The 12139-nt window shown below is 58.3% G+C and carries 15 protein-coding genes, 1 tRNA gene and 1 pseudogene; 6 read left to right on the forward strand and 11 right to left on the reverse strand.

Translation table 11 applies throughout. The features are described 5' to 3' along the window. Positions 1 to 51: 51 nt before the first annotated feature. From KSS97_RS19235 to KSS97_RS19245, 3 genes and pseudogenes are all read left to right on the forward strand, one after another. Positions 52 to 459, forward strand: a complete 408-nt coding sequence (locus KSS97_RS19235; protein WP_217859926.1) for a VOC family protein — start codon at positions 52 to 54, stop codon at positions 457 to 459. A gap of 79 nt (positions 460 to 538) precedes the next feature. Further along, positions 539 to 1165, forward strand: a complete 627-nt coding sequence (locus tag KSS97_RS19240; RefSeq protein ID WP_198796019.1) for a LysE family translocator — start codon at positions 539 to 541, stop codon at positions 1163 to 1165. 84 nt (positions 1166 to 1249) lie between these two features. Then, positions 1250 to 2091 (forward strand): annotated as a pseudogene (locus KSS97_RS19245) (PhzF family phenazine biosynthesis protein). Between the two features lie 203 nt (positions 2092 to 2294). Here the strand turns inward: KSS97_RS19245 and KSS97_RS19250 are convergent. The 9 genes from KSS97_RS19250 to thrS form a co-directional block, all read right to left on the reverse strand. Continuing rightward, positions 2295 to 2371 (reverse strand) — tRNA-Pro (locus tag KSS97_RS19250). Positions 2372 to 2461: 90 nt separating this feature from the next. Then, positions 2462 to 2818 carry a MerR family transcriptional regulator gene (locus tag KSS97_RS19255; protein WP_003179985.1) on the reverse strand — a complete coding sequence of 119 codons (357 nt, stop codon included), beginning with the start codon at positions 2816 to 2818 and terminating at the stop codon, positions 2462 to 2464. Next, positions 2799 to 3101 carry an integration host factor subunit alpha gene (gene ihfA, locus KSS97_RS19260; RefSeq protein ID WP_002553164.1) on the reverse strand — a complete coding sequence of 101 codons (303 nt, stop codon included), beginning with the start codon at positions 3099 to 3101 and terminating at the stop codon, positions 2799 to 2801. The genes KSS97_RS19255 and ihfA overlap by 20 nt, the downstream gene beginning before the upstream one ends. Positions 3102 to 3104: 3 nt before the next feature. Then, on the reverse strand, positions 3105 to 5483 hold the full coding sequence (gene pheT / locus KSS97_RS19265) for a phenylalanine--tRNA ligase subunit beta (protein ID WP_217859927.1): 2379 nt from the start codon (positions 5481 to 5483) through the stop codon (positions 3105 to 3107). 26 nt (positions 5484 to 5509) lie between these two features. Further along, positions 5510 to 6526 (reverse strand): phenylalanine--tRNA ligase subunit alpha, encoded by a 1017-nt coding sequence (gene pheS, locus KSS97_RS19270; protein ID WP_030142134.1) that lies wholly within the window; start codon positions 6524 to 6526, stop codon positions 5510 to 5512. A 109-nt stretch (positions 6527 to 6635) separates the two neighbouring features. Continuing rightward, positions 6636 to 6992, reverse strand: coding sequence for a 50S ribosomal protein L20 (rplT, locus tag KSS97_RS19275; protein WP_002553161.1), 357 nt, complete (start codon positions 6990 to 6992; stop codon positions 6636 to 6638). A gap of 30 nt (positions 6993 to 7022) precedes the next feature. After that, positions 7023 to 7217 carry a 50S ribosomal protein L35 gene (gene rpmI, locus KSS97_RS19280; RefSeq protein WP_002553160.1) on the reverse strand — a complete coding sequence of 65 codons (195 nt, stop codon included), beginning with the start codon at positions 7215 to 7217 and terminating at the stop codon, positions 7023 to 7025. A 60-nt stretch (positions 7218 to 7277) separates the two neighbouring features. Continuing rightward, entirely contained in the window at positions 7278 to 7829 is a 552-nt protein-coding gene (gene infC / locus KSS97_RS19285; protein ID WP_169432615.1) for a translation initiation factor IF-3, read from the reverse strand. Then, positions 7829 to 9751 carry a threonine--tRNA ligase gene (gene thrS, locus KSS97_RS19290; protein WP_024779373.1) on the reverse strand — a complete coding sequence of 641 codons (1923 nt, stop codon included), beginning with the start codon at positions 9749 to 9751 and terminating at the stop codon, positions 7829 to 7831. The genes infC and thrS overlap by 1 nt, the downstream gene beginning before the upstream one ends. A 375-nt stretch (positions 9752 to 10126) precedes the next feature. Between thrS and KSS97_RS19295 the strand changes: the two genes are divergently transcribed. Together KSS97_RS19295 and KSS97_RS19300 are read left to right on the forward strand one after the other, a co-directional pair. Beyond that, positions 10127 to 10429: a hypothetical protein gene (locus KSS97_RS19295; protein ID WP_030142131.1), complete on the forward strand. Its 303-nt coding sequence runs from the start codon at positions 10127 to 10129 to the stop codon at positions 10427 to 10429. A gap of 289 nt (positions 10430 to 10718) precedes the next feature. After that, the gene (locus tag KSS97_RS19300; RefSeq protein ID WP_003179963.1) at positions 10719 to 10931 is read left to right on the forward strand and encodes a cold-shock protein; all 213 of its coding nucleotides are present in this window, start codon (positions 10719 to 10721) and stop codon (positions 10929 to 10931) included. A gap of 66 nt (positions 10932 to 10997) precedes the next feature. Here the strand turns inward: KSS97_RS19300 and KSS97_RS19305 are convergent, their stop codons facing one another. Then, on the reverse strand, positions 10998 to 11312 hold the full coding sequence (locus KSS97_RS19305) for an I78 family peptidase inhibitor (RefSeq protein WP_030142130.1): 315 nt from the start codon (positions 11310 to 11312) through the stop codon (positions 10998 to 11000). 154 nt (positions 11313 to 11466) lie between these two features. Then, positions 11467 to 11772 carry a hypothetical protein gene (locus KSS97_RS19310; RefSeq protein WP_217859928.1) on the reverse strand — a complete coding sequence of 102 codons (306 nt, stop codon included), beginning with the start codon at positions 11770 to 11772 and terminating at the stop codon, positions 11467 to 11469. Positions 11773 to 11902: 130 nt separating this feature from the next. Here KSS97_RS19310 and KSS97_RS19315 point away from each other — a divergent pair, with 130 nt between their 5' ends. Next, positions 11903 to 12100 carry a hypothetical protein gene (locus KSS97_RS19315; protein WP_030142128.1) on the forward strand — a complete coding sequence of 66 codons (198 nt, stop codon included), beginning with the start codon at positions 11903 to 11905 and terminating at the stop codon, positions 12098 to 12100. The last annotated feature ends 39 nt before the right edge of the window (positions 12101 to 12139 follow it).

The raw sequence follows: 12139 nt of genomic DNA on the forward strand, positions 1-12139 counted from the left end.
CTTTCACCATCAGTCTGGCCGCGATGACGGGGCGAGGCAGCGGAGCGTCCAATGTTTAGCCATGTGACCGTGGGCACAAATGATCTTGAGCGTGCAGGCGCTTTTTATGACGCTATCCTCGCGCCACTCGGTCTGAAACGACGAGTCGTAGTACCTGATGGCGGTCCGGCGGCGCTTTGCTGGGTCGCCGCCGAAGCGCCTCTGCCACGCTTCTATGTCTACATCCCTGCCAATGGCGAGCCATCGTCGATCGGCAACGGCAGCATGGTCGCCTTCTCGGCGTCCTCTGATCACGCCGCGGCGCTGGCCCATGCGGCGGGACTTGCCCATGGCGGGACGGACGTAGGAGCGCCCGGGCCGCGTCCCCGCTACGGTGACGGCTATTTCGGCGCATACCTTCTCGACCCCGATGGAAACAAGGTCCATATCGTTCATCGCGCGGATCTGCTGCAACCATGAAAAAAAACCACGCTTTACAGCGCAGCGGATCGCCGCATCCATTTCATGGGTTGCGGTATTCATTCCAAGGAGCCGCTCAATGATCGGCAGCCCGATCCTGCTCGCCTTCGGCACCTATGTCCTTGCCGCTGCAAGTCCAGGCCCCAGCAACATGGCAATCATGGATGTGGCGATGCGTGATGGTCGCACGCGCGCCCTGATGCTAGCGTCCGGCGTCATCACCGGCTCGCTCTTCTGGGCGATCCTGGCGGCCACGGGTATCAGCGCCTTGCTGGCCGCCTATGCCCAGGCGCTGTTATTGATCAAGGTGGTCGGCGGTGTCTATTTGCTTTATCTCGCGCTGCGTGCCGGCAGATCCGCCATGCAGTCGACTGCGGACCGCACCAGCACGGTGGCAGGACAGGCGCCGCGTTACCTGTCGCTGTACCGCCAGGGTGTCCTTATGCACATCAGCAATCCCAAGGCCATCATGTCCTGGATGTCGATCATGTCGCTCGGACTCCGAGGGGACGCTCCACCGGGCACCTTATCGGCGATCATCGGTGGTTGCGCAGCGCTCGGCGTCATCATCTTCGGCGGCTACGCCATCGTTTTCTCGACCGCCACGATGATTGCCTGCTACGCCCGCGCAAGACGCTGGATCCAGGGGCTTTTCTCGGCGCTGTTTGGCGTCGCGGGATTGAAGCTTCTGGTCTCGACAAACTGATTTCGTGTTGAAACCAATGGGCCTGGTTCCCCTTCAAGGCAGGTCAGGCGAGCCTGTGTCGCCACGCAGGTGAGAGAGAATGTGATGACCCAGGTGATCCATATGATCGACGTATTCGGAGCAAAAGCCCTGAGTGGAAACCCACTGGCGGTGGTCATGGACGCGGATGCATTGCAGACAGATGACATGCAGCGCCTGACGCGCTGGCTCAACCTGTCGGAAACAGCCTTTGTGCTTTCGCCCACGCATCCGCAGGCGGACTACAGGCTGAGGATTTTCACGCTGGACAGGGAAATGCCATTTGCTGGACACCCGACGCTGGGAAGCTGCCATGCCTGGCTTTCGACCGGACGGGCGCCGAGGAACGAAACGCACATTGTCCAAGAGTGCGGTGTGGGCCTCGTGACCATTCGCCGTGAACAAGGACGGCTTGCCTTTGGCGCTCCCCCACTGCTCCGTTACGGCGCTCCGTCGAAAGAAGAATTAACCGAGGTGCTGCAGTGTCTCGGCATTGAACCCTGTGAGGTCGTTGATGCGGCGTGGATCGACAACGGTCCCGGATGGCTGGGAATCCGCCTGGCTTCGGCAGAGAAAGTCCTTTCCCTGCAACCGGCCCGGAGCTGGCCACGCAGAATCGACTTTGGCGTCATTGGTCGTCACGCCCATGGCGATGCCACCTTCGAAGTACGCGCCTTTTTCAGCGATCACCTCGGTGCCGTTGTCGAAGACCCGGTTACAGGCAGCCTTAATGCCTCACTGGCACAGTGGTTATTCGACACAGGGTGGTTGAGCAAGACTATGTCGCCGCCCAAGGCACCCGCCTCGGTCGCCAAGGGCGCATTCATGTGACTCGCGATGGTGCAGGCCAAATCTGGATCGGCGGCGAGACACGCACTCAGGTTGAAGGTCGGATTAGTGCAGGGTGAAGGTTGCAGTAATGCTTAGGCGGCGGCGTGGAGATCGCGCACCTGCCGAGGTGTTTCCGGCCTTTTGCTGGACGGCGCCAATGAACGATTCACGTGTTTTGAATATCAGCGAAATTACCGGTTAGTTTTGCGCATGTTTTACGCGCACACAAAAAAGCCGATCTATCTGATCGGCTTAACTGCCTGATTCTACTCAGAAAATATGGTCGGGACGGAGTGATTCGAACACTCGACCCCTAGCACCCCATGCTAGTGCGCTACCGGACTGCGCTACGCCCCGACTAGGCGTGAATCTTGTTCCGCTTCTCAACGGAACGCTCAGGAATATATCGCAAGCTTTTGAAAACTGGAAGTATTTAAAAGCAGAAATTTATTTCTTGAGCACCACCAGCACATCTTCAAGCTCGGCGATCATCTGGCGGATCATTTGTTTGTACTGGGTTGTGTCGTCCTTGGCCTCGTCACCGGAGAGGCGCAGGCGCGCGCCGCCGATGGTGAACCCCTGGTCGTACAGCAGCGCGCGGATCTGCCGGATCATCAGCACGTCCTGGCGCTGATAATACCGGCGGTTTCCGCGGCGCTTGACCGGGTTGAGTTGAGGAAACTCCTGCTCCCAATAGCGCAGCACGTGCGGCTTAACCGCACACAGCTCGCTGACTTCACCAATGGTGAAGTAGCGTTTGCCTGGGATGACGGGTAGCTCGTCGTTATGACTTGGTTCCAGCATAAGCCTCAACTCGGGCCTTCAACTTCTGCCCTGGACGAAAGGTGACCACACGGCGAGCCGTGATCGGGATTTCTTCTCCCGTTTTCGGATTGCGGCCAGGCCGCTGGCGTTTGTCCCGAAGGTCAAAATTGCCGAAACCCGACAATTTGACCTGTTCGTTGTCCTCGAGAGCGTGCCTGATTTCTTCGAAAAACAGTTCGACCAATTCTTTGGCCTCCCGTTTATTCAGGCCCAACTCCTCATACAGACGTTCCGCCATCTCAGCTTTCGTCAGAGCCCCCATACGTCACTTCCTTAACGTGGCGTTCAACCTGTGTTCGAGCGAGGTGAGGATATTCTGCGTTGCGGTATTCACCTCATCGTCATTAAGAGTGCGCGATGGATGCTGCCAGGTCAAGCCGACGGCAAGGCTTTTTCTATGAGGATCAATGCCTTTACCCTGATACACGTCAAATAGCCTGAGGTCCGTCAGCCATTCGCCTGCATTTTCACGAATTACTGCCAGAACCGCACTGGATGCGACGCCGACATCAGCCACCAGGGCCAGGTCGCGACGCACTTCAGGAAAGCGTGACAACTCCTGGAATTTCGGCATTTTTCCTTGGGCGACTTCGGCCAGGATCAGCTCGAAAACGAAGACTGGACGGTCGAGACCCAGGGTCTTGGACAATTCAGGGTGGATCGCGCCGACATAACCGACCTCACGACCGTCTCGCTCGATGCGCGCGGTCTGGCCCGGGTGCAGCGCCGGATGCTTGCCAGGCACGAAAGTGAATGCGCCGAGCGCGCCGGCAAAGCCCAGCACGGCTTCCACGTCGGCCTTGACGTCGAAGAAGTCGACGACATCGCGCCCTTGTGCCCAGCCTTCCGGCAGGCGGCTGCCGCAAACGACACCGGCCAGCATTGGCTCTTGCTTCAAGCCGTCCAGCTGACCCACGAAGCGCAGGCCACTCTCGAACAGCCGCACGCGATCCTGCTGGCGGTTCAGGTTGTGCTGCAACGACTTGACCAGGCCCGGCCACAGGGACGAGCGCATGGCCGCCATGTCGTTGGAGATCGGGTTCGCCAGCAAGAGTGGTTCGACACCTGGATTGAACAGTTCGAACTGACGCGGATCGATGAAGCTGTAGGTGATCGCTTCCTGATAACCACGAGCCACCAGCAGGCGACGCAGCTCTGGCAGTTCGCTGCGAGCCTCAGCCTTGGCTTGCGGGGCCAGGCGCGCCTGCGGATAGCGAACCGGCAGGCGGTTGTAACCGTACAAGCGAGCCAGTTCTTCGATCAGGTCGACTTCCAGGCTGATATCGAAGCGGTGGCTTGGCACTTCAACCTGCCACTGCCCTTCCCCATCGGCACGGATAGTCAGGCCCAGCGCGCTGAGCAGACGCTCGACTTCGGCTGGAGCCATTTCCATGCCCAGCATCTGGGTGATGCGTTGGGCACGCAAGGTGACCGGCGCAATCTTTGGCAAATGCTGTTCGCTGACCGTCTCGATGACCGGGCCGGCTTCGCCGCCAGTGATCTCCAGCAGCAGGCCAGTGGCGCGCTCCATGGCTTCACGTGCCAGTTGCCAGTCCACGCCACGCTCATAGCGGTGCGAGGCGTCGGTGTGCAGGCCATAGGAACGCGCCTTGCCGGCCACCGCGATCTGGTCGAAGAATGCGCTTTCGAGGAATACATCGCGAGTGGTCGTAGACACGCCGCTGTGTTCGCCACCCATCACGCCAGCAATCGCCAGGGCTCGGGAATGGTCGGCAATGACCAGCGTATCGCTGCGCAAGGCCACTTCCTGGCCGTCGAGCAGTACCAGTTTTTCGCCTTCTTCGGCCATGCGTACGCGAATGCCGCCGTTGATTTCGGCGAGATCGAACGCGTGCAGCGGTTGACCCAGTTCAAGCATCACGTAGTTGGTGATGTCGACAGCCGCGTCGATGCTGCGCACTTCGGAGCGACGCAGGCGCTCAACCATCCACAGTGGTGTCGGCTTCGAAAGGTCGACGTTACGGATCACGCGGCCCAGGTAACGCGGGCACGCTTCCGGTGCCAGAACCTCGATCGAGCGCACTTCATCGTGCACGGCGGGTACAGCGATGATTGCCGGACGCGTTACAGGAGCGTCATACAGCGCGCCCACTTCCCGGGCCAGGCCGGCCACCGACAGGCAGTCGCCACGGTTCGGGGTCAGGTCAACCTCGATGCTCGCATCGTCCAGGCCCAGGTATTCGCAAATGTCCTGGCCCACCGGCGCATCGGCCGGCAGCTCCATCAGGCCATCGTTGCCTTCGCCAATCTGCAGTTCCGCCTGGGAGCACAGCATGCCGTTGGACTCGACACCGCGCAGCTTGGCTTTCTTGATCTTGAAGTCGCCCGGCAGTTCGGCGCCAATCATGGCGAACGGAATCTTCAAGCCCGGACGCACGTTGGGCGCACCGCACACGACCTGGAACGTTTCCGCGCCATTGCTGACCTGGCAAACCCGCAGCTTGTCGGCGTCTGGGTGCTGCTCGGTGCCCAGCACCTCGCCCACCACCACGCCGCTGAAGGCACCGGCGGCCGGCGTCACGCTATCGACCTCGAGGCCGGCCATCGACAGGCGAGCAACCAGCTCGTCCTGGCTCACCTGCGGGCTTACCCAGCCACGCAGCCATTGTTCACTGAATTTCATCCTGCTCTCCTAAAGGTTCGTTACGACTAGCGAAATTGCGCGAGGAACCGCAAGTCGTTGTCGAAGAACAGACGCAAGTCATTCACGCCGTAACGCAGCATGGCCAGGCGCTCGACGCCCATGCCGAAGGCAAAGCCCGAGAATTCTTCCGGGTCGATCCCGGACATGCGCAGCACGTTCGGATGAACCATGCCGCAGCCCATGACTTCCAGCCAACCGGTCTGCTTGCAGACACGGCAACCTTTGCCGCTGCACATCACGCATTCCATGTCGACTTCAGCCGATGGCTCGGTGAACGGGAAGTACGAAGGGCGGAAACGCACGGCCAGTTCTTTTTCGAAGAACACCCGCAGGAACTCTTCGATAGTGCCTTTCAGGTCAGCGAAATTGATGTCGCGATCAACCAGCAGGCCTTCGACCTGGTGGAACATCGGCGAGTGGGTGATATCGGAGTCGCTGCGATACACACGGCCTGGGCAGACGATGCGGATCGGCGGCTGCTGCGATTCCATGGTGCGGACCTGTACCGGCGAGGTATGGGTGCGCAACAGCATGTTCGCATTGAAATAGAAGGTGTCATGCATCGACCGGGCCGGGTGATGGCCTGGGATGTTGAGCGCTTCGAAGTTGTGATAGTCGTCTTCGACCTCAGGGCCTTCGGCAATGCCATAGCCGATGTGGGTGAAGAACTGCTCGATGCGTTCCAGGGTCCGGGTCACTGGATGCAGGCCACCGGAAGTCTGGCCACGGCCAGGCAGGGTCACGTCGATGGACTCGGCCGCGAGCTTTGCAGCCAGACCGGCCTCCTCGAACAGCGCCTTGCGCGCATTGAGGACCTCTGTGACACGTTCCTTGGCGACGTTGATCAGCGCACCGACCTGCGGACGCTCTTCGGCCGGCAGGTTCCCCAGGGTCTTCATCACCTGAGTCAACTCGCCTTTCTTGCCGAGGTAGTGAACCCGGATTTGCTCCAGGGCATTGATATCTTCAGCGCTTTGCACAGCCTCTAGTGCTTGAGCGACCAGCGCGTCCAGGTTTTCCATGTACAGACTCCAGATACAAAATAGGGGAAGAGCTTTAAGGCTCTTCCCCTATTTAAGACGTTTGACACCTGGGCCCGCAGATGCGGACCCCGGTGACTGCCGGGGGTACTTAAGCCAAGGTGGCTTTAGCTTTCTCGACAATCGCAGCAAACGCCGCTTTTTCGTTCACTGCCAGATCAGCCAGAACCTTACGGTCGATCTCGATGGACGCTTTTTTCAGGCCAGCGATGAAACGGCTGTAGGACAGACCGTTAACACGAGCACCAGCATTGATACGAGCGATCCACAGAGCGCGGAACTGACGTTTTTTCTGACGACGGTCACGGTAGGCGTATTGGCCTGCCTTGATTACCGCTTGCTTGGCAACACGGAATACGCGGGAACGCGCGCCGTAGTAGCCTTTAGCAAGTTTCAGAATTTTTTTGTGACGCTTACGGGCAATGACGCCACGCTTTACACGAGCCATGAGTTACTTCCTCTATTCTTGATCCAAAAATTAACGAAGGCGCAGCATGCGCTCGACTTTTGCCACGTCAGACGGATGCAGCAAGCTGCTACCGCGCAGTTGACGCTTACGCTTGGTCGACATTTTGGTCAGGATGTGGCTCTTGAAAGCGTGCTTGTGCTTGATACCGTTAGCAGTTTTCAGAAACCGCTTAGCAGCACCACTTTTGGTTTTCATCTTTGGCATGTTCGGATACTCCGCATTCAGTTGATAAACATAATCGCAAGGCCTGCCGTGCCCTGTTGATTACTTCTTCTTTTTCGGGGCGATGACCATGATCAGCTGGCGTCCTTCCATCTTAGGATGCTGTTCGACCGAACCGTACTCGAGCAGGTCTTGTTCAACCCGCTTGAGGAGTTCCATCCCCAGCTCCTGGTGGGCCATCTCACGGCCGCGGAATCGCAAGGATACCTTGGCCCTGTCCCCGTCACTCAGGAAACGTACCAGGTTGCGCAGTTTTACCTGGTAATCCCCTTCCTCCGTCCCTGGACGAAACTTGATTTCTTTTACCTGAATCTGCTTCTGGTTTTTCTTCGCCGCGGCAATCTGCTTCTTCTTCTCGAAGATCGACTTGCCGTAGTCCATCACCCGGCAAACGGGCGGGACTGCGTCCGCGGAGATTTCCACCAGATCAAGCTTGGCTTCTTCAGCAATACGAAGCGCTTCATCAATCGAGACGATGCCAATCTGCTCGCCATCAGCGCCAATTAACCGAACCTCGCGTGCCGAGATATTCTCGTTGATCGGGGCTTTCGGTGCAGCTCGTTTATCTTGTCTCATTTCACGCTTAATAATAATTACTCCGAATCTGGGCGACCACGCCGGGAAACCGCTTGCGCGAGAAACTCAGCGAATTCGGCGACGGGCATCGAGCCCAGGTCAGCACCTTCACGAGTACGCACAGCGACAGTCTGCATCTCGACCTCCCGATCTCCAATAACCAAGAGAAAGGGAACCTTGAGCAAAGTATGCTCGCGGATTTTAAAGCCGATCTTTTCATTTCTCAAGTCGGACTTGGCACGAAATCCGCTTTGGTTGAGAGTTTTTTCGACCTCGGCGGCAAAATCTGCCTGTTTATCAGTGATATTCATGATCACTGCCTGGGTCGGCGCCAGCCACGCGGGGAACGCGCCCTCGTAATGCTCGATCAGAATCCCGACGAAACGCTCGAACGAACCGAGGATCGCGCGGTGAAGCATGACCGGGTGCTTGCGGCTGTTGTCTTCGGACACATATTCAGCGCCCAGACGGATCGGCAGGTTGAAATCGAGCTGCAAGGTACCACACTGCCACACGCGACCGAGGCAATCTTTCAACGAGAATTCAATCTTCGGACCGTAGAAGGCGCCCTCGCCTGGCTGCAAGTCGTACGCAAGGCCCGCACTATCAAGGGCTGCGGCCAGGGCGGCCTCGGCGCGATCCCACAGCTCGTCGGAACCGACGCGTTTTTCCGGACGAGTGGACAGCTTCATTTCGACTTCGGTGAAGCCGAAGTCGCGATAGACGTCCATGGTCAGCTTGATGAAGGCGGCGGATTCTGCCTGCATCTGCTCTTCCGTGCAGAAGATGTGCGCATCGTCCTGGGTAAATGCCCGCACGCGCATGATGCCGTGCAGCGCACCCGATGGTTCGTTACGGTGGCAGGCACCGAACTCGGCCAGGCGCATTGGCAGTTCGCGGTAGCTCTTCAAGCCCTGGTTGAACACTTGCACGTGGCAAGGGCAGTTCATCGGCTTGATGGCGTAGTCGCGGTTTTCCGACTGGGTGGTGAACATGTTGTCGGCGTAGTTGGCCCAGTGCCCGGATTTCTCCCACAGGCTGCGGTCGACCACTTGCGGCGTCTTGATTTCCAGGTAGCCGTTTTCACGCTGGACCTGGCGCATGTACTGCTCAAGCACCTGGTACATCGTCCAGCCGTTCGGGTGCCAGAACACCATGCCCGGGGATTCTTCCTGGGTATGGAACAGCCCCAGGCGCTTGCCGATCTTGCGGTGATCGCGCTTCTCGGCTTCTTCGATACGCTGGATGTAGGCCGCCAGTTGCTTCTTGTCCGCCCAGGCAGTGCCATAGACGCGCTGCAACTGCTCGTTCTTCGCGTCGCCACGCCAGTAGGCGCCGGACAGCTTGGTCAGCTTGAAGGATTTCAGGAAACGCGTGTTCGGCACGTGCGGGCCACGGCACATGTCGACGTATTCTTCGTGGTAGTACAGGCCCATGGCCTGCTCGTCCGGCATGTCTTCCACCAGACGCAGCTTGTAGTCCTCGCCACGGGCCTTGAAGACTTCGATGACTTCGGCGCGCGGGGTGACTTTCTTGATGACGTCGTAATCTTTCTCGATCAGCTGCTGCATGCGCTGCTCGATGGCCGCCATGTCGTCCGGGGTGAAAGGACGTTCGAAGGCGATGTCGTAATAGAAGCCTTCGTCGATGACCGGCCCGATGACCATTTTCGCGCTCGGATACAGCTGCTTGACCGCATGGCCAACCAGGTGAGCGCAGGAGTGACGAATGATCTCCAGCCCCTCTTCATCCTTGGGCGTGATGATTTGCAGCGTGGCATCGCTGTCGATGACATCGCTGGCGTCGACCAGCTTGCCGTTGACCTTGCCGGCCAGGGTGGCCTTGGCCAGGCCCGCGCCAATGGATGCGGCGACCTCGGCTACGGAAACCGGGTGATCGAATGAACGTTGACTGCCGTCGGGAAGAGTAATAGTTGGCATGGCGCCTCCTCTCCTAGTGGTGACCCCTACCAAAGGTCACGTGGGTTGGGATGAGCCAGTACAAGATCCAGTCCAGGCCATTCAATGACGAACGCCTGCCTTACAGCGGCAGGAGCCTTGCGGCCAACCGGGAAAACCGAACCAGAGTGACTGGGATTCAAATCAGGGTTAATCGAACATTTGCCGCCACCGGGACCTGTCGTCATCCGGCGCCTGAGAAATACCCGAGCCCGGCATCCTAGCACAGATGAACGGTCATCGCCGCCTCCGGATGGAAGCGCGCGTAAACTCACGTTTTTTATGCCAAAGTGCTGAACCGAAGCGCCTGCAACGCCTCAGATAACAAGACATCGACCCCAAAAGGAGCATCCTCGCATGCGTCTGAATACACTACTGGCAGTAGTCGCCCCCCTCGCCCTGCTGCTTCCGCTGGCCGCCCACGCCGAATGGCCGAAGGGCGAGCGTGAAAAATACATGGCCCAGTGCACTGAAGCGGCCACTCCCCAGATCGGCGCAGCAGCGGCCAAATCACACTGCGCCTGTGGCGCCGACGCGATCAAATCCTATCCGGCCAGTGACATCCAGGCGTTGATGGACAACAAGGCCACCCCTGAACTGCAGCAGAAAGCGCTCGGTCAAATCGCCAAATGCAAGGCCAATCCACCTGCGAAAAAATGAATAATCGGTACCACGCGAGGCCCTCGGCGCCGATAAAAAGGGCCGAATAAACGCTTTTTCGTACGATTTTTTCAGGTTTTTCAGCTTTTTTTATCGTCTTTACTTTGGGCTGAAAGCCTTTGAAACCGGGGCTTTCAGCCAATCCGGACGATAGAGAAAACACGACTGATTGGCAAACAGCTCGTCCGGGGGGCTCCCAAATCGAACATTTCGACTATGATACCCGGGTGTGCCCAGTTGGCCTGAGCAGCACAGTACACTGAAAATATATGTTTCTTGGAGATACACCATGTCTAATCGCCAAACCGGCACCGTTAAATGGTTCAACGATGAAAAAGGCTTCGGCTTCATCACTCCTCAAGGTGGCGGTGACGACCTGTTCGTACACTTCAAAGCTATCGAAAGCGACGGTTTCAAAAGCCTGAAAGAAGGCCAGACCGTTTCCTTCGTGGCTGAGAAAGGCCAAAAGGGTATGCAAGCTGCACAAGTTCGCCCAGAGTAATTTCCCGGCGCGCTAAAAAAACCCCGTCCAAGTGACGGGGTTTTTTATGGCCGGTCGAAAACCGGATCAGCCGCAGTTCACCCGATTGATCACCAGGTTGGCATCGGTATTGAGGTTCAGGCGATCGGAGCGGTACTCAAGGGTCACCATGTCGTTGGGCTTGAGAATACGAGCAATCTGCGCACCCGCACGAGTCCGTGCCTGCTCCAACAACTCCGGCGAGGCCTTCTTGCCGATCGCGAACTCGGCGGACTTCGCTTCGCAGCGGTCATGGCCGGTCTCGGCCGCCGCAGGTTCGGGGGTCGATTCAGAGGTGCTGCTGCAACCGCTCAACAGCGCAACGGCCAGCAAAGTACTCAGTGACGCGAGCTTCCAAGGCATGAAGCCTCCTTTTTTGATTGATAAACAGAGAGCGTGCGACAACCCAAACGGGGCTTGGTTTCAGCACCGTTGCCATCCGCCTGGGCAAAGCTGGCAGTTTGCCTGAGCCCGCGACCCTGTTCGGTCCAGAATCGTGACTGGATATGAACGCGGCTCAATAAACGTCGATGTAATCGAAAGGTGGATTGGGCCAGTTGTCCTTCAGCGCGTTGTAGATCTGCATGACCCAGACCTCGTCGCTGGCAGCGACCCGACCGACATATCCCGAGCCCTTCGCCCAGGTCTCGAGCCGAAACCGCAAGTCGCCGATATCAGTGCCACCGACCACACCCGAAGACAAATAGGCGATACCGTTCTTGGTCACGCGCAACTGCGTATGCTCGTCGTCACTGGCCGAGGCCAGCAATTGACGAACCGCCTCGACGGTGAGGCCGTCAGGAGCATTCAAATCGATCTGCACGGCGGGGCTCCCTTGAAAAATAAAAAGACGAGTGTCGCACAGCCCTCCCCCCGATGCCTAAGTCGCAGTGCCAAATCCCTGGCAAAAATGTTTAACTCAGCCTACCGACCTCCAACTCGCGAGCCCTACCATGAGCACCGTCAGCATCGAAGCCACCATCAATGCCAAATGGTCGGAGGGCCATAGTTCCTATAGCCCGGGCAGCCCGGAGGAATTGGCAGTTATCTGCATAGAATTGTTGGTGAGAGAGTTGGGCACGGAGGTCGCCCGCGACTTTATCCAGCAAGCGTTCGAACGCTACCCGAGCATCGTCGACGCGGTGGATTGAACTCATGTGCCCCCAGGCCCAGCCTGCGGACACATAGCC

This window comes from Pseudomonas alvandae, from assembly GCF_019141525.1.
Classification (GTDB): domain Bacteria; phylum Pseudomonadota; class Gammaproteobacteria; order Pseudomonadales; family Pseudomonadaceae; genus Aquipseudomonas; species Aquipseudomonas alvandae.